The sequence below is a fragment of the Methanolobus mangrovi genome (assembly GCF_031312535.1).
GTDB classification, from domain to species: Archaea; Halobacteriota; Methanosarcinia; order Methanosarcinales; family Methanosarcinaceae; genus Methanolobus; species Methanolobus mangrovi.
Map to the genome: position 1 here is coordinate 2,273,279 of NZ_CP133594.1, position 17,193 is coordinate 2,290,471.

At 42.7% G+C, this 17,193-nt stretch carries 19 protein-coding genes and 1 tRNA gene; 14 read left to right on the forward strand and 6 right to left on the reverse strand.

Features of this window, described 5'->3' with window-relative positions:
* Positions 1-8 precede the first annotated feature (8 nt).
* The 3 genes from RE476_RS10950 to RE476_RS10960 form a co-directional block, all read right to left on the reverse strand.
* Positions 9-746 (reverse strand): hypothetical protein, encoded by a 738-nt coding sequence (locus RE476_RS10950; RefSeq protein ID WP_309307673.1) that lies wholly within the window; start codon positions 744-746, stop codon positions 9-11.
* A gap of 12 nt (positions 747-758) precedes the next feature.
* Entirely contained in the window at positions 759-1,790 is a 1,032-nt protein-coding gene (asd, locus tag RE476_RS10955) for an aspartate-semialdehyde dehydrogenase (protein ID WP_309307674.1), read from the reverse strand.
* 62 nt (positions 1,791-1,852) lie between these two features.
* Positions 1,853-2,029, reverse strand: coding sequence for a 4Fe-4S binding protein (locus tag RE476_RS10960; protein ID WP_309307675.1), 177 nt, complete (start codon positions 2,027-2,029; stop codon positions 1,853-1,855).
* A 284-nt stretch (positions 2,030-2,313) separates the two neighbouring features.
* Here RE476_RS10960 and RE476_RS10965 point away from each other — a divergent pair, with 284 nt between their 5' ends.
* From RE476_RS10965 to RE476_RS10995, 7 genes are all read left to right on the forward strand, one after another.
* Positions 2,314-2,955, forward strand: coding sequence for a type IV pilin N-terminal domain-containing protein (locus RE476_RS10965; protein ID WP_309307676.1), 642 nt, complete (start codon positions 2,314-2,316; stop codon positions 2,953-2,955).
* A 53-nt stretch (positions 2,956-3,008) separates the two neighbouring features.
* The gene (locus RE476_RS10970) at positions 3,009-5,186 is read left to right on the forward strand and encodes an ATP-dependent DNA helicase (RefSeq protein ID WP_309307677.1); all 2,178 of its coding nucleotides are present in this window, start codon (positions 3,009-3,011) and stop codon (positions 5,184-5,186) included.
* Between the two features lie 145 nt (positions 5,187-5,331).
* Positions 5,332-5,745 carry a GerW family sporulation protein gene (locus tag RE476_RS10975; RefSeq protein WP_309307678.1) on the forward strand — a complete coding sequence of 138 codons (414 nt, stop codon included), beginning with the start codon at positions 5,332-5,334 and terminating at the stop codon, positions 5,743-5,745.
* A gap of 39 nt (positions 5,746-5,784) precedes the next feature.
* A complete protein-coding gene (locus RE476_RS10980; RefSeq protein WP_309307679.1) occupies positions 5,785-6,456 on the forward strand; it encodes a DUF2953 domain-containing protein in 672 nt (223 codons plus the stop codon).
* Between the two features lie 27 nt (positions 6,457-6,483).
* Positions 6,484-7,443 (forward strand): beta-ribofuranosylaminobenzene 5'-phosphate synthase, encoded by a 960-nt coding sequence (locus RE476_RS10985; protein WP_309307680.1) that lies wholly within the window; start codon positions 6,484-6,486, stop codon positions 7,441-7,443.
* A 124-nt stretch (positions 7,444-7,567) separates the two neighbouring features.
* On the forward strand, positions 7,568-8,485 hold the full coding sequence (locus tag RE476_RS10990; RefSeq protein WP_309307681.1) for an NOP5/NOP56 family protein: 918 nt from the start codon (positions 7,568-7,570) through the stop codon (positions 8,483-8,485).
* The gene (locus RE476_RS10995; protein ID WP_309307682.1) at positions 8,485-9,180 is read left to right on the forward strand and encodes a fibrillarin-like rRNA/tRNA 2'-O-methyltransferase; all 696 of its coding nucleotides are present in this window, start codon (positions 8,485-8,487) and stop codon (positions 9,178-9,180) included. The genes RE476_RS10990 and RE476_RS10995 overlap by 1 nt, the downstream gene beginning before the upstream one ends.
* A 19-nt stretch (positions 9,181-9,199) precedes the next feature.
* Here the strand turns inward: RE476_RS10995 and RE476_RS11000 are convergent, their stop codons facing one another.
* A complete protein-coding gene (locus RE476_RS11000; RefSeq protein WP_309307683.1) occupies positions 9,200-10,696 on the reverse strand; it encodes a DUF2254 family protein in 1,497 nt (498 codons plus the stop codon).
* A 102-nt stretch (positions 10,697-10,798) separates the two neighbouring features.
* Here RE476_RS11000 and RE476_RS11005 point away from each other — a divergent pair, with 102 nt between their 5' ends.
* Both RE476_RS11005 and RE476_RS11010 read left to right on the forward strand, forming a co-directional pair.
* Positions 10,799-11,107 carry a nucleotidyltransferase family protein gene (locus RE476_RS11005; RefSeq protein WP_309307684.1) on the forward strand — a complete coding sequence of 103 codons (309 nt, stop codon included), beginning with the start codon at positions 10,799-10,801 and terminating at the stop codon, positions 11,105-11,107.
* A 51-nt stretch (positions 11,108-11,158) separates the two neighbouring features.
* On the forward strand, positions 11,159-11,461 hold the full coding sequence (locus tag RE476_RS11010; RefSeq protein ID WP_309307685.1) for a HepT-like ribonuclease domain-containing protein: 303 nt from the start codon (positions 11,159-11,161) through the stop codon (positions 11,459-11,461).
* Positions 11,462-11,760: 299 nt separating this feature from the next.
* Here RE476_RS11010 and RE476_RS11015 read toward each other — a convergent pair whose 3' ends face one another.
* Complete coding sequence (locus RE476_RS11015; RefSeq protein WP_309307686.1) at positions 11,761-13,023, reverse strand: ABC transporter substrate-binding protein; 1,263 nt, start codon at positions 13,021-13,023, stop codon at positions 11,761-11,763.
* A 169-nt stretch (positions 13,024-13,192) separates the two neighbouring features.
* Here RE476_RS11015 and RE476_RS11020 point away from each other — a divergent pair, with 169 nt between their 5' ends.
* The 3 genes from RE476_RS11020 to RE476_RS11030 all read left to right on the forward strand — a co-directional run bounded on the left by RE476_RS11020 (position 13,193) and on the right by RE476_RS11030 (position 14,779).
* Positions 13,193-13,864, forward strand: coding sequence for a winged helix-turn-helix domain-containing protein/riboflavin kinase (locus tag RE476_RS11020; RefSeq protein ID WP_309307687.1), 672 nt, complete (start codon positions 13,193-13,195; stop codon positions 13,862-13,864).
* Positions 13,865-13,895: 31 nt separating this feature from the next.
* On the forward strand, positions 13,896-14,621 hold the full coding sequence (ribB, locus tag RE476_RS11025) for a 3,4-dihydroxy-2-butanone-4-phosphate synthase (protein ID WP_309309607.1): 726 nt from the start codon (positions 13,896-13,898) through the stop codon (positions 14,619-14,621).
* Positions 14,622-14,701: 80 nt separating this feature from the next.
* Positions 14,702-14,779: transfer RNA gene (locus RE476_RS11030), tRNA-Pro, on the forward strand.
* A gap of 81 nt (positions 14,780-14,860) precedes the next feature.
* On the opposite strand, the gene RE476_RS11035 is transcribed toward RE476_RS11030, so the two are convergent.
* Positions 14,861-15,268 (reverse strand): fasciclin domain-containing protein, encoded by a 408-nt coding sequence (locus RE476_RS11035; RefSeq protein ID WP_309307688.1) that lies wholly within the window; start codon positions 15,266-15,268, stop codon positions 14,861-14,863.
* 193 nt (positions 15,269-15,461) lie between these two features.
* Here RE476_RS11035 and RE476_RS11040 point away from each other — a divergent pair, with 193 nt between their 5' ends.
* Both RE476_RS11040 and RE476_RS11045 read left to right on the forward strand, forming a co-directional pair.
* Entirely contained in the window at positions 15,462-16,313 is an 852-nt protein-coding gene (locus RE476_RS11040) for an ABC transporter ATP-binding protein (protein ID WP_309307689.1), read from the forward strand.
* Positions 16,310-17,101, forward strand: a complete 792-nt coding sequence (locus RE476_RS11045; RefSeq protein WP_309307690.1) for an ABC transporter permease — start codon at positions 16,310-16,312, stop codon at positions 17,099-17,101. Before RE476_RS11040 ends, RE476_RS11045 begins: the two co-directional genes overlap by 4 nt.
* The last annotated feature ends 92 nt before the right edge of the window (positions 17,102-17,193 follow it).

Here is a 17,193-nt window from a genome sequence, read left to right on the forward strand (position 1 = left end):
GATAATCTCTAGTCGTTACGCTGTTTTGATTTTAAAAGTAACGCCAGAGATAGGATTGCGACAGCTCCCATGATTGAAGAAAAGCCTGGTACAAGCGTTGTAATAGAAAGAGGTGACTTGTTCCGGGTCATACTTTCACTGTGAAGGGCATTGCCATTGTAAAGTCCGAAGGCTTTTATGTCGTCTCCGATTCCAAGTTCCGTAGATCCGTAATAATATATCTTCATGGCGTTGTTTTCGCTGTCCACAATGGTGATGGTATATCTTCCCATGCTCATTTCACGACTTGATACATTCCCTACAACGGTCATGTACCGTCCATTATGGTCGGCTGGATCACTGACAATGCTGCTAATATTAACAAGACCCATATCTTCAATTGGATAATGGAGGACATATGTGGGCATTAATGTGCTTTCTCCTACCGGTTCATATATGAACTCCCCGGTAGTCATAATTTGATCGTTTATATTGAACCCATCGAAAAGTTCTATTCTGGATATGTCAATCTTCAATGAATCCTGACCATCGACAAGGATTGCAGATTGTTTGGTCAATTCTGATATATTTCCTATTACACTTATCTTGCGATAAGCCATCGTACTATCATAGACAGTGGGGTCTTCCTTTATTTTAGAAATAGGCACTATCTCCAGTTCGAACATGGATGCGTATGCGTTCGTGACAGTACAACTGAGTAACAGTATTGCCATGAATATCGTTCTTGTCGTACTGTCATTTAGCATTATATCGCCTGTTTAAAGTTTACCTAACTTGTGAAGTAACTCGGCATTGAGTACACTGGCCCCGGCAGCTCCACGAACGGTGTTATGTCCCATTACTGTGTAGCGTATGCCTTCTCTTATGCGGCCTACTGTGATACCCATTCCGTTACCCATGTTCCTGTCAAGGCGTGGCTGTGGCCTGTCTGGCTCGTCCCTTACGATTAGGACAGGGTTTGGTTCGGTTGGGAGGTCTCCAAGACCTGGATTGAAATTGAGGAATGCTTCCCTTACCTGCTCCGGTGTTGGATTCTGTGTCATCTTTGCCCAGATGTTCTCGGTGTGTCCGTCCATTACAGGTACTCTGTTACAGGATGCACTAATCTCGATATCAGCATCTATTATTTTTGTACCATCGAACTCTCCGAGGAGTTTCAGTGGCTCGGTTTCCACTTTCTCTTCTTCGCCGCCAATGTATGGGACAACATTATCGAGTATTGCCATTGAAGCAATTCCATCATATCCTGCACCGGATATTGCTTGCATTGTAGCAACAGTGACCGACTCAAGTCCGAACTGCATGAGCGGCTTGAGTGTTGGGACCATGACAATTGTGGAACAGTTTGGGTTTGTAACGATGTAGCCATCCCATCCGCGCTTATCCTGCTGTACGTCAATGAGTCCGAGGTGGTCTGCATTGACTTCCGGGATTACGAGTGGCACATCTTTTTCCATCCTGTATGCGGATGCATTACTTGCAACAACGAATCCTTCCTTTGCAAATTCAGCCTCGACTGTTTTTGCGTAGTCGGATGGCAGTGCTGAGAATACAACATCAGCATCAACTTTCTTTGGGTCTACAGGGACCACTTTCATGTCTTTGACGGAGTCCGGAAGTTTGCTCTCAAGTCTCCAGTTGGCTGCTTTATCGTATGTCTTGCCTGCGCTTCTTTCTGATGCTGCAAGTGATGTTATTTCGAACCATGGGTGGTTTTCAAGTGCCTGGATGAATCTCTGGCCGACAGCACCTGTTGCCCCCAAAATACCTGCTTTGATTACTTCTGGCATTAGTCTCCCTCTGGGATAAAAAAAGAATAGAAAAGTAAAGAATATGGAATAAAATATTATTTTTATTCCATTGCTATTGCGTCTGTTGGGCACACATCGACACATGCACCGCAGTCCAGACATTCGCTTGCTGCAACTATTGCAATATTTTCACCGTTAAGTGTAATTGCCTCTGCAGGGCACTCATCTATACATGTTCCACAACCGACACATTCATCGACAGTAATAATTGCTACCATTTGTTTTACGCTCCTTTACATTGCATAACAATGCGCTTTCGCTTTTATATGTATATATCTCTACAATATATTAGTAGGACTCTACACTCTATCATAACACAAGTGAGATAAAAAGCTATCGTTATCTGTTTAAAATAGGGTTGCCTGCACTCATATTGTTTAGTCTTGACTTTCTTTGGTAGTTGCATTGCTATCGGTATTTTTAATTCCAATTGTATTATACTGGTGAGGATATATTAAAGTAATTAAGATTAATTTATATAGTTCTTCATAAAATTGTGCTCGTGCAAAAACAAATTTTGAATTTTACACGTCACGTTGAAGGTATATCTCCAGTCATAGGAGTCGTAATAATGCTTTTCCTAACTCTGTTATTGGCAGGTATAACGGTCTCTTCTGTGTATGGCGGAGATACTGCTTTGTTTCCTGGTAAAGCTCCTATGGCATCGATTGAAGTGGAGTCTGTAGTGGGAGGCGTTCCAAATTCTGTGAAATATGAAGAAAATTTCCTGTACTTGATGCACAAAGGTGGAGATCCTTTGCTTACAGATTCTACAAGAATTGTAATATGTGGTGAAGGGAGTGGTTACACGGGCGTTGCTGCACATGGAGGATCGTTTCTCTATGGCGAATTATTCGTCAGTTATGATGATCTCACTATTAATGGAAAAGATTCGCCGTATGCTTCAAATAATCCTGATATATTGGATGGCGTCTGGTCTGCAGGGGAGAAAGTTATTTTGAGTGGACACGATAGTCCTGATGGGAGTTCTCCTTCTTCAGTACATGTTGCAGTCAACGGTATGACAAATACTTCTGATAATTATGGTTTGAAAGAAACTAAAATGGTTTCAATCAAAATATTCGATATGCAGACCCAGTGTATCATCTCTGAATTAGAATGTTTGGTCATTCTGGCAGACTAACATTTCATTGTATCAAAACCGTTTAAGTAATGTGAGATCATAGGGGTAGTTCGATGAGCGGCAAAAGTGGATACATGAGATATTTTCCGAAAGAAACCTGTTATCCAAACCAGCAGGATGCAATGGATAAGATCCATTCTTCCCTCATAAACAAAGAGATCATACTTTTTGAAGGAGCATGTGGTACAGGTAAGACTCTCAGTGCCCTGGCACCTTCTCTGAATGTGGCAAAACAGCTCCAGAAAACGGTAATTATAGCTACCAATGTTCACCAGCAGATGGTCCAGTTTATCAATGAGGCACGTGAGATCAGGCAGACTAACGATCTGAAAGTTGCAGTGGTAAAGGGAAAGGCTGCAATGTGTCCGAATGAGACTGATTATGAAGAATGCAGGCTCAGACGCGAGAACACTTTTGATCTTCTGGAAACCGAAAGGGAAATTGTCCTTAAAAAACAGGAAATGAAGTCTGCATTTGAGACTTATAAACGTTCAAAGGACCCAGCACTAGTGGCACTGCGTGATGCTCTTTCAAAGGAGCTGGACGTGGCTGAGGAAAAGGCAAAAGAACTTCGTAAACGCTCATGCAATGAACTTTATGAGGTGCTGCGTTACGACGGTGAAACTTTCAGGCAGTGGCTGTTCGATGATGTGCGCACCCCCGAGGAAGTAAATGAATATGCTTCCCAGAAAAGTATGTGCGGTTATGAATTGCTGAAACGTGAACTTAAACATGCAGAACTGGTTATCTGCAATTTCCATCACGTATTGAATTCGGATATATTCATGACAGTGCTCAACTGGCTTGAAAAAGAACCTCAGGATGTTATTGTCATCTTTGACGAGGCACACAATATTGAATCTGCCGCAAGATCACATTCATCTATCACTATCACAGAGCATACGCTGGAAAAAGCGATCGCTGAGATCGAGGCTAATATGGACCAAATGCCCGATGGCGGTGCCCACAACCTGTTGAGGATACTTCTCAACATTATGCGTGAGGTCTATAACTCCCGATTCAAGTTCGGCGAGAGGGAAAGAGTTGGAAGGCACTGGTATGATATGCGTATCAGTGACCCATACGAGCGCAATGACGTGGTACAGGGTAAATTCCTAAAACTTGCAAGGGAAGCAGGTTTTGGGGATGAGGCTGCGATACAGACAACACTTTCAGAGGCAAGTGCATTCGGTGAGATGCTTGATGAGAATTATCGTGAACAGTACAAGAAGGGATTGAGCGGAGTTCTTAAGCGTTCTAACATTCGCTACGCTGCAGACTTCCTGTCATCATATCTAGTACTCTCAAATAACCTGAATTACTATCCGGTTCTCAATGTCAGGCGTGATCTCAGTGATGAGATATACGGTCGTATCGAACTTTTCACATGCATACCAAAGAATGTAACGGAACCATTGTTTGATTCTGTTTTCTCGGCTGTACTTATGTCGGCCACCCTGCGTCCATTCGATATGGTAAAATCCACGCTGGGAATTGGAAGACCTACTTGCGAGATCGCTTATGCAACATCATTCCCTGAAGACAAGCGCCTGACCTTATCAGTCTCAGTTCCGCCTTTGTTTGCAAAGACCAGGGACGACCCGCAGACATTACAGGCTCTTGAAGAGGTCATCTTCGATGCTGTAGAGTATAGTAAAGGCAACGTTATCCTCTTTTTCCAGAGTTCATTCGAGGCCAGAAGGTACTATAATAAACTGGAATCCAGAGTTGATGTGCCTGTTTTCCTTGATGAGGTAGGTGTTTCATCCCAGGAAATAAGGGAGGATTTCTTCAGGATGGGCGAGTCCGGTGGTAAAGCTGTACTTGTTTCTTATCTATGGGGCACACTCAGCGAAGGTATCGATTATCGTGACGGCAGGGGCAGGACGGTCATTATAGTAGGTGTGGGATATCCAGCCCTAAACGACAGAATGAACGCTGTGGAGTCGGCTTATGATCATACATTCGGCTATGGCGCAGGATGGGAATATGCAGTTCAGGTGCCAACTATCCGTAAGATACGCCAGGCAATGGGAAGAGTCGTGCGCTCTCCTGATGACTATGGTGTGAGGATACTTCTGGATGGGCGTTTTACCACAGATGCACCGAAAAAGTTTGGTAAATTCTCAGTGTTTGAGATATTCCCGCCTGAGGAAAGGGAAGAATTCATTGATGTGGAGCCACAGAAAGTAAAATATTCCCTTATGAATTTCTTCCAGGATAACGCATAGTGCCAATAATTTGTGCACTACGGTCCCATAGGTGCTACATGTTCCCGTTATATTAGTGGGCTACTTCTTTATATTCTGGTGACTCTTTTTTTATCAGTAAATAATATTAGTAATAAAAGTCCATTATTCTTAAAGGGGTTTTAGTATGGCACTTGAAGATCTTATGAAGGAAGTATCCGCAGAACTTGAAAGACTTGTGAGCACCAAGACCGTTGTCGGGGAAGCGATGGTTGTTGGAGATACCACCATTATTCCTGTCACCAAGGTTTCCTTTGGATTTGGAAGCGGTGGCGGCGAGGGCAAGAAGAAAGGTGAGGAAGAAGGTTTTGGCGGCGGCGGCGGTGCAGGCGCAAAGATAGAGCCTGTGGCATTCATAGTGATTTCCCCAGAAGGCACACGCCTGATGTCTGTATCCGGCCAGGCAGATTTCGGAAAATTACTGGAATCGGTTCCGGGACTTATCGACAAGATAAGGTCAATGAAGAAATCAAAGAAAGGCAACAGCTGTCAGGATGATTCAGAACCCTGTGAAGGGACAGATGAGTCTTCTGAAGACTGATCCCTTTATTTTTATTGATGGTCCTGCCGGGGAGCAGCTATGTTATCTGTTTTAGTGGTGATACTGCTTCTTATCATACTTGCTGTACTCTTAGTTCTGTTTGCAGCTATTGATATTGTTTTTGAGGCGAAGGGTTCCGGTACGGATATTGAACATGCGGTAACCGTACACTGGCTACTGTTTTCCAGGCTTGTTAGTCCGAAAGAAGACGATGATGAAGATATTCCAGAGGAAGTAAAGGATGCAGAGAAGTTTGTAACTGAGCATGTTACAAAACATTTTCAGAAACCAAAAAAGGAAAAAAAGAAAAAGAAAACAGATATGTCTTTTTCAGAGATGGTTCAGGCTTTCAGGCAACTGAGATCACCTGTGCTCCGGTTACTGAAGGGGATAATCCATTCCATCAGAATTCCTCATGCGAAGGTCAATGTAGCGTTTGGCTTTTCTGACCCTGCATATACCGGAATGGCATGTGGCTATGTATATGCGCTGAAAGGCTACCTGGCATGTCACTCCGAGAACCTGGTAATGCAACTGGAACCTGATTTTGTTGACAGCCGACTGGACCTTGATATGTCCGGAACTGTCAGGGTCCGGTTGTATCGTTTTATTTCTGTGATCCTGTTGTTTATTCTGAACTGGGAAGTGTTGCGTTTTTCATGGCACTTTTTGATTAAAAAGGATTCTAAAAAATCAAGTGTTAATCTTTAATAGTATGTGTCACTGATACTTCATGACATGATTACTATTAAGTCCCCATCAAGGCTCCATCTCACTCTTATTGATATGAATGCCCAACTTGGCAGAGTGGATGGTGGCGCCGGTATTTCTCTGGCATCACCCCATGTTTTGATATCTGCAGAGAAGTCAGATACTATTGAAGTGGTGGGTGACTCATTTCTTGCTGAAAGGATGCTGAATGCTGTTAAGCAGATACTTCCTGAAGGTGAGGGGATAAGTCTTAAGATCGAAGAGGATATGCTGGCTCATGTTGGTTTTGGTTCCGGAACACAGGCGGCTTTATCCGCGGCTGCTGCTGTGAACGAATTATATGATCTTGGCATGAGTGTAAGAGAGCTTGCTATTGCAGTGGGACGCGGCGGCACATCAGGAATTGGTGTAGCTTCATTTGAAATGGGTGGCTTCATTGTTGACGGTGGCCACAGGTTCATTGATAAAGGTTCATTTTCTCCATCATCTGCAAGCAGGGCAGACCCGGCTCCTGTGTTGTTCAGGCATGATTTCCCTGATTGGGATATAGTGCTTGCACTTCCTGATACCCTGGGAGCACACGATGCAAAAGAGGTCAATATATTCCAGCAGGAATGCCCGATTCCTATTAGTGAGGTGCAGGAATTGTCTCATATCATACTGATGAAGATGATGCCTGCTATTATTGAGAAGGATATCGAATCTTTTGGTTATTGCATTAATCACATACAGAATATTGGTTTTAAGAAGCGAGAGGTACAGCTTCAGCATCAGGTAGTGAGGGATGTGATGACACTGATGCAGGACAATGGTGCTTACGGCGCCGGTATGAGTTCATTTGGGCCGGCTGTTTTTGGTATAGTTGATAATAATGAGGATGCTGCCTATCTTCAGGAGGGTGTGCAGGAGCTTCTTGATAAAACAATAGGCGGCAGGGTTATAGTTACAAAGGCTAACAACACCGGTGCGGAAATAAGGAGGGTTTGATCTGGAATTCACTACTTGGTTTGGAAAGCTCAAGGTAAATGATGCCGGTGAGCTAGAGGATTGCAGTCTGTTTGATAAAGACCCTGAAAAGCTGTCCGGACTTGTTGTTGAGCTGCAGGAAAACGTGCAGTCTGTTCCGGTTCAAAGGCCGGATATCCGTGAGGTTGCTCTGGAGTCCGGTTTTGTCGAGCTTGACGAGGATTACGATATACTCCTGAGGGATGTGTGTATCAGGGCTGCAAAGAGCCAGATATCACAGACTGATACTGATGATTCAAGGATTATCCAGGCTGTTGAGGCGCTGGATGATATAGATAAGAATGTGAATGAACTCAGTGAGCGCCTTTTCGAGTGGTACGGAAGGTATTTCCCTGAGCTGGAAATGACAGGTGAGGAGCTTGCAAGATTCATTTCTGCCTATGGTTCACGGGCAAATGTGCCAGAGGAACATGTTTTGTCCGAAAAGGCATCAACTTCCATGGGTGCTGAACTTTCATTTATCGATGAGGAGCTTTTGAGAGCTCTTGCCAACAATATCTGCAGTCTGTATGATACCCGCAGGTATATCGAGAATTACATTAATACGAGCATGGGCTCGGTTGCACCGAACCTTTGCAATATCACAGGAGCATCTCTTGGTGCCCGTCTTATAAGCATGGCAGGAAGCCTGCAGAAACTTGCAGCTTTCCCGTCCAGCACGGTCCAGGTTATTGGTGCTAACAGGGCGCTTTTCAAGCATCTGCGCTCCCGGGCACCGTCCCCTAAACACGGTATTATTTTCAACAATCCGGCGATCAAGAATGCACCCTGGTGGCAGAGAGGAAAGCTTGCAAGGGCACTTGCTTCCAAGATAAGCCTGGCTGCAAGAACTGATTTCTATTCCGGTGAACTGGAGCCATCCATCAAGGAGGCCCTTGAAAAGAAACTGGAACACATAAGGAATGCCAACCCAAATCCACCAAAGAGGGAGCCAAAACCCCAGCCACAGGGCAAGGGCGGTAAAAGAACACACAGAGGCAAGAGGAAAGGAGGTAAGCGCTAATGTCAGTTAAAGAGTTATATCGCGGTATCTATGAACTGGATATCGGTGACAGGAAGGTGCTTGCAACTAAAAATATCATGCCCGGCCTGAGTGTTTACGGTGAGCGTCTCATTGTTGATGATGGTATCGAATACCGCCAGTGGGACCCCAGCAGAAGTAAACTTGGAGCCATGGTGCTCAAGAACTTCGAAAATCCGATAGAACCTGATTCCGCAGTCCTCTATCTTGGTGCTGCCTCAGGAACAACAGTAAGCCACGTTTCCGACATACTAACGGACGGTCTGGTCTACGCCGTGGAATTCTCCCCACGCACCATGCGTGACCTTATACAGCTCTGCGACCAGCGCCCGAACATAATCCCGATACTGGCTGACGCCAACAAACCCCAGTCCTATGCACATATCGTGGAAAAAGCGGACGTCATATTCCAGGACGTAGCCCAGCCCAACCAGGCTGAGATAGCAGCCATCAACTCAAAATACTTCCTAGAAGAACACGGCCACCTGATGCTCTCAATCAAGTCAAGAAGCATCGACACCGTAGCCAGCCCAAAAAAGGTATTCAAGGAAGAGGTTCGTAAACTTGAAAGCGACTTTGATATCGAGTTCGAGGTACTGCAAAGAAAAGAGCTTGACCCGTTCCACGAGGATCATTTGGGTTTGGTGGCACGGATGTTTGTGGATGATGAGGAATGAGTATTCTACTTTAAAAGACTCACTCCATTAATTTTTTAATTTCGTCAATTATTGCTCCAATATTGTGTTTTTTTGATTCATCAAGCAATTTGATAAGATTATCTTTTGCTGCCTTTGAGACCTCTCTTTTTCTCTTTTCAATTGCATGAATCTCTATGTTTTTTAATGCAAAAGAAGTCACAGTAACTCCATAAACACTTTCTTCTCCGGCTTCTTTTATCGTTTTTATTCCTATATTTCCTAATGTAGTTATGACCTCAATCGCGATTTGATATTGATGTGATTTTATAGCTATAATTCCTATAAGTTCTAAACTACTCGCGATATCGGCTATTGTTACATTAGCCCACCCTTTGCTTATACTACTGTAACTTATTGTTTGTATAGATCTGACAATAGCATCTGCAAAGTATCTCTTATTTTCTAATGCTTGGATTGCAATTTCTGATAGCTCGCCTACTACATATTCTATAATTTCAGCATCATATGATGAATTTATGGATTTATCAGCAAGTACTACAAGGGATTGAATAGTTCTTTCCGTAGCTTCATGGAATCCAATTTTAACGACACTATTTCCTAAGTTTCCGAGGCTAAATATAGTTTTTATTGCTAAACCATATTCTTCTTTTTCAACAGCTTTTATTCCAATATCAGCGATGTTCTTGATGATTAAACAAAAAAATTCTTCTTTTTTTATTTCAACAGAAATTTCTGCAATCCGGTTTAAATGTATAAATATTGGTTCTAATTCCCAGATATCACGAAACTCTTTATAATCAGGTGAATATGACTTTTCTACTTGCATAACTTCTTCAAAAACAGTTTGAGTTCTTTTTTGTATTACATTAAGCCCATTTTTTACTGTTTCATAATCATTTTTACTCAAGGCTGCATTAACAATATCTATAATCGGTTGTATGGGGTCTTTTTCAGCAATATCATTTTCATCTTTTATTACTGCCAACAGTTTTTCTTTTGTAATATCCATCGCCAACAATTTAATCACAGTCGAAGGCTTCAGCAAATCCAAAGTCTTCAGCATATACGGCACCAGACAAATAAAAGCAAAGAACCCCATGAAGTAAGCCACAAAAATGGCGCCCTCTATATAGTTTCCTAAAATGCCAAGTCCAATTATTTTGGTTAATCCAAGCCCGTAGAATATAGTAATAATGTAGATGCAGAGAAGTATCCACATATCAGGGTTCCGTTTGTAGACATCAATGACCCTTGCAGAATAGGATTGGGCTGCGAGCTGTACGGCTACAAGGCTGAGTGTGATAACTAATGCGATGGTGGCTGCAAGACTTTGGACGAGGGCGCTTAGGAGATAGCGTTCGTTGTCGTAGTTGATGGCATTGTTTGGGAAGGTGAAGTTGGGGAAAATGAGATTGAATATTCCAAAGATAAATGCGAATACAAAGGCTATGATAAGAAATATGCCCACGTAAACTCCAATTCTTTGTAACCATACATGTTTAGCGAGAAACTTTTCTAATTTGTCTGGTAGCATACCCACATAAAGTAAACAGTTTCAAGAAATAAAACAGTATTGAAATTAACAGAGAACTTATACATATTAAAAATAACATATAACTGAAAAACACTTTTCGAGATGAAAATGCTAGGCAAAAATAATATTGAAACTTATAGGAAAAAGCTCCATGAAATGCTACCGGAGTTGGAAACAGAATACAATATTAGTTACATAGGATTATTCGGCTCCTATGTACGTGGGGAGCATACTCTGGAAAGTGACCTTGATGTGTTGGTAGAATTTAGCAAGACACCTACTATTTTCAGATTCGTTCATCTTGAGAACTATCTTTCGGATTCTCTTGGAGTGAAAGTTGATCTGGTTATGAAAGATGCACTAAAACCGAATATCGGAAAGTATATACTAAACGAGGTCGAAGCTGTCTGAGGTGTTAGTATTCGGGACATAAAGGACTATGTGCAGGATATCTATAATGCCATGGATGCAGCAGAAGACTTCGTAAGTGACTGCTCATTCGATGATTTTATTGAAGATACCAAGACCCAGTATGCTGTTATCAGGGCACTGGAGATTATTGGTGAAGCAGCAAACAACGTTCCTGATGATATCAGACAAAAATATCCTGCTGTTCCATGGAAAGACTTGGCAGGTATCAGAGATAAGTTGATACATGCTTATTTTGGTGTAAATATTGAAGTTGTATGGCTGAGTGTGAAAGAAGGTATTCCTGAAGCAAAGCCTGTAATTGAGGATTTATTGAGGGAATTGAATTCATTGTGAGAACAGAAAATACTAGATTCTGATGCCTATGAATAAATTCAAAGTTGTAATAGAACATGATGAGAATGGTATTTATGTTGCTTGAGTGCCGGAATTGACGGCATGCCATACTCAAGAGCAGACACTATATGAACTTGATAATCACGTAGAGAAGGAATAGATCTCTATCTCGAAGCGATTTCTGCAAAGTGAACTCATCAAAAGCTGCACTTGACCGAATGCTGTTGATTTTGGAATTTCCCTCCTTGGTCAAAAAAGAAAATAAAAAAGTAAACGGTGGTTGAACCCACCATCATTCATTAAGCAAAAGTCAGTTCTTCGCCACGCATGATAACCATGTTATTCTTGTATGGCAGGAGTACTTTGCCGTAAAGTTCCCACTGGTAAGTTCCATCTCCTTCACTGACGGTCCATATATCATAGTCCCAGTATTTTCGGTCTCCACTCTCGTCTAGAATTGTCCATCCGCTTACACCGTAGTATGTGTCTGTAAGTGTCTTCATTGCAAGATTTACACTCTCATCATTCTCCGGGATAGAATCGAGATCCACGAATGTAGCTATCCAGAGAGCATCGTATGCAGCCAATGCGTAGGACTCAGGCATTCTTCCAAGCTGTTCTTCAATTTCAGGTCCAACTGCCTGGTATATGTCATTAGCTCTCACGTATCCGTACATAGCTGCCTTGATGTTGGTTGTTGCAGCAAATGCGGCTGCATCCTCATTGGTGATCAGCTTGTTGTTGAGTGCTATACCATCGGTAGCATACCAGTCGACCTCTGAAAGACCCGGGTAATTCTGAGCTAAAGCAAAGATATCTGTTACCTCTCCGTATGAACAAATAAGTACGGCAATGTTTTCATCTTCATATTCAGAAGTTGCAGCTATTACCTTTTCATTGAGTGATTCTACTTCTGCAGAAAAGTCTGTTGTTTCCGTATCGTATGTAACTCCCTCTATCATTGTGCCGCCAAGTTCCTCAAAATTCTCACCGATCTCATCAACGAGTCCGTTGCCCCATACGTCATTTATGTAGATTGGGACCACAGCACCGTTTCCTTCTTCACTCATGAATGTAGCCAGAACCATTCCCTGTTTAGTGTCATCGGGTACAAGCCTGAACAGGTTATCTTCAGGAATAGCTAAAGAAGGGGCTGTTGATGCAGTACTCAGAAGAGTTATACCATTCTCATTCGCATAATCCAGCACTGCTTCTGCTTCATTGCTTGCCTGCGGGCCAATAACGATAGTTATTCCCATCTCATCAAGTTCCTTGAGTTTCTCCAGAGCAGTTTCAGGATCACTTTCTGTATCCTTTACAATCACTTCTACATTCTTTCCGGAACCAAGTCCTGAGAAATAACCGTTGATATCCTCGGTTGAAACTTCAATCGCTGCCTGGCTTGCTTCTCCGATAGATGCAAGATTTCCTGAAAGCGGTAAAAGTGCTCCTATGGTTAAATCTTCAGATTCACTGGTGGCTTTTTCAGTTGATTCCGCACAACCAGACAATAGAATTGCTATAAGTAAAATTCCTATAAAAATGAATGTTGTTCTCTTCATTTGATCACGGTAGGTCATATGCACAAACACAATATATATATTTTGATAGTGTGCCAAATATTGGCATGACATCATCGATTTGCAGTGCTGGTTCATGCATCAAAACATTTATTTACTCTCTTCTCATAAATGAGATACTACTCAAATATGAGATTGGAGTGGTAGGTCAATGTACACAACAAAGTCCCTTAAAAAACTGGCATTGCTCGGTGCGATCGGGAAGCCTTTGAAGATATCTTCAACAGAGTTCATGCACCACATATCCGCCAGTTCCAAGACTGCTGCAAGAGTGCTTAAACAGCTTGAAGAGGACGGTTACATTTCCAGAAAGCTTGTTGCCGGGGGACAGCTTGTCCAGCTTACCAATACCGGTATCGAGCTTCTCAAAAAAGAGTATGTTGATTACCAGCAGATATTCTGCAAAGATTACGCCGACCTTGAACTCTACGGACATGTCATAACAGGTCTTGGAGAAGGACAGTACTACATTGCAAAGGACGGATACATGTCCCAGTTCAGGGACAAACTCGACTTCAAACCATTCCCCGGAACTCTCAATGTGAGACTCACGGACCAGAGTTCTCAGATGCGTGACAATATGGATTTCCTCCAGCCACTCATTATCCATGGTTTCAGCGATGGTGAGCGTAGTTTTGGCGGAGGGAAGTGCTATCCCATAGAGATAGAAGGCATAAAAGGTGCTGTCATCATACCCGACAGGACGCACTATCCGGCAGACCTCCTGGAAATAATCGCGCCTGTAAAACTGCGTGAGATGCTCGGGATAAGCGACGATGATGAAGTTAAAATCGTGGTGAAGAACCCTCAAAAATGTAAGTGATGATCGAGAACTGATTAGTGTGAGTGATAAAATGGATTCAGGTGCAAAAGAATACAGTAAGAATATACAGAAGGCAATCAAGGCTCTTCAGAACGGTGAGATGATCCTGCTTTTCGATCTTGAGGGACGTGAGGCTGAAACCGACTTCACCATTGCTGCAAATGCTGTTACACCCGCCGATGTAAGGTGGATGCGCAAGGATGCAGGTGGACTCATCTGTGTTGCTCTTGACTCAGAAGCATCAGAGGAACTTGGTCTTCCTTTCATGGCTGACATAGTAAGGGAAGCCAACCAGTGCAGCACAGCACTTCACAAGATAGTGGAAAAAGGCGGAGACCTCAAATACGATTCACGCTCCTCATTCTCAATATGGGTAAACCACAGGGACACACGCACCGGAATTCCTGATAATGACCGTGCACTGACAATCAACAAACTTGGTGAGATTGTCGACAGGACTCTCAAAGGTGAAGAGGTCCATTTCGGCAGTGAATTCAGAACTCCCGGACATGTTGCAACCCTGCGTGCTGCAAAAGGACTTGTCCATGAGCGTATGGGTCAGACTGAACTTTCCATTGCTCTTGCAAAGATAGCAGGTATAACCCCTGTAATGGTAGTTTGCGAGATGCTGGACGACGAAAATGGTAGGGCTCTTGCAAAAGGTGATGCAAAGCAGTATGGTAAAGACTACGACCTTGTCTTTGTAGAAGGTGAAGAAGTCGTTGAGGCTTACGATATCTGGCTGAGTTCCCAGTAACTCCCTTTTCGTTATTATTTTGAACCTTCTGTTCTCGGAAACACTAAAATACTGTAATGTATATCTAGTTACAATCCTGCGGGACTGTAGGGTAGCCTGGTCCATCCTGTTAGGCTGGGGGTCTAGCGACTGGAGTTCAAATCTCCGCAGTCCCACCATTTTCTGTTATTGATCTATGAGGTATTACACGTAGTGTTCTACTCCGTCATATATTTCAAAAAAATATTGGTTCGGAGTTTTCACGGCACCAATATCTCATCTATAGCGTGGATGATTCCATTGGTGCACTCAATATCCGCTTCGATTATCTTTGCGGTATCGACCTTTATTCCATCCTTGACCGTGATTTTCAGTTTGTTCCCGCTAATGGTTTCAAGCTCTGTAAGTTCTGCAAGGTCTGAGGTGGTATATTTTCCTTCCACGATGTGATAGTTGATAATACCAAGAAGGTATCCGTGGTCATCAAAGGATTCATCAATGACTTCATCCGGGATTGGTTCAAAAGCCGACTCGACCGGTGCAAAAATAGTGTATGGTCCTTCATTGCTGTATTTATTTATGAGTTTGAGTTTCTCTGCGGCTTTCAGGAGGGTTGGAAAAGATCCCTTCTCTTTTGCTGTTGCTATCAGGTTCTTCAGTTCAGTCATTTTCAATCCTCTTGTTTCATTCACATATGTTCTTTATTATTCAAAAAAGGTTTGAACACATATATTCTTCCTGTGAATTATCTCAATCGAAATAATTAATACTAAACCTTTCTAACTTCCATAAAGGTGGTTATCCATAGCTCCGATAATAGTAGCAAAGAACCTGCAAAAATCATTCAAAGACCTTGTAGCTGTGAACAATATAAGTTTCAGTATTGATGAAGGTGAGATGTTCGGCTTCCTCGGTCCCAACGGGGCGGGCAAGACCACTACCATGCGGATGATACAATGTGTTTCCCCGATAACAGCAGGTAAGCTGGATGTCATGGAAATGGATGTTACAATTCATCAGAGGGAAATAAAATCCTTTATGGGAGTTGTTCCACAGGAGAACAATCTTGACGGTGATTTTACGGTCTATGAGAACCTGTTGGTCTATTCCAGATACTTTGACATCCCGAAAGTAGAAGCGGAAATACGAATAGAGGAGTTGCTGGACTTTGTACATCTCCAGGAGAAGAGGGATGTCATGACAGAAAGCCTGTCAGGCGGAATGAAACGCAGGCTTGTTCTGGCAAGAGCACTTATAAATCGTCCCCGGCTTTTGATACTCGATGAACCCACCGTCGGACTTGACCCGCAGGCACGCCATCTCATATGGGAAAAGCTACGCAGTCTCCAAAAGCAGGGAGTAACTATTGTTCTTACTTCTCATTACCTTGATGAGGTGGAAAAGCTCTGTGACAGGCTTGTGGTCATGGATAATGGAAAAATACTGGTTGAAGGCAGTCCTCGCGGAGTTATTGAGGAATTCATAGGTTCGGATATCATTGAGGCAGAACACAGCCAGCAACTTCTGGACTGTCTCATAAAAAAGGAAGCCAACTACGAAATAATTGGTGATATTGTTCAGATTTACCCTGATAATGCCATAGAGCTATCGGAATATCTGCTCATGGAATGTTCTCTTTCAAAGATAAGCGCAAGGCCGGCAACACTTGAAGATGTGTTCCTGAAACTCACAGGCAGGAGGCTTCGGGAATGAAAATGGTTGATTACTTCAGGATTCCGGGTATAAGTTCCAGGTCATATAAGGTCTGGCAGCGAAACAAGGATGTTTTTATGAAGGATGTGAAATTGAATTTTCTTCCTCCTTTCCTTGAGCCGATAATGTATCTGATTGCATTGGGTTTTGGTCTGGGAAAATTCATAGAGAGCATCGACGGTGTCCCGTATGCCAGATTCATAGCTCCTGCCCTGATAGCTGTTTCAGTCATGTATGCAGCATTTTTTGAGTGCAGTTACAGTTCTTATGTAAGGATGTACTACCAGAAAACATTCGACGCTATCATCGCAACACCTTTGACGATAGAGGATGTGATCGCTGGTGAACTTCTGTGGGGAGCCACCAGGAGCATGATAAATGCAACAGTGATGATTCCAGTAATTGCTCTTTTCGGCTTGATCGACTTGAGATACTCACTTCTTATAATCCCGTTCGCATTCCTTGGCGGACTTTTATTTGCAGCCATAGGTATGTGTTTTACTGCGATAACTCCCAATATAATGTCACTCAGCTATCCTATTCTGTTATTCATAACTCCAATGTTCCTTTTCAGTGGCACATTCTTCCCATTAAGTGCTCTTCCGGTACCAGTGCAATATTTTGCCATTGCTTTTTTACCACTGACACACATGGTGAACGTTATAAGGTCACTGGCTTTTGGAACACTTGCAACATCCATGGTGTTTGATATTGTATGGATTCTGCTTGCAAGTATAATTCTGCTGATACTTTCGATAAATCTCATGAAGAAAAGGCTGGTAATTTGAACAATCTAATGGATGAAAAGAAGGCTTATATCAAGTTTCAGGGTTCTGGGTGTATTTATCTTATTATGTTATTATTATGGCATATGTAGCGA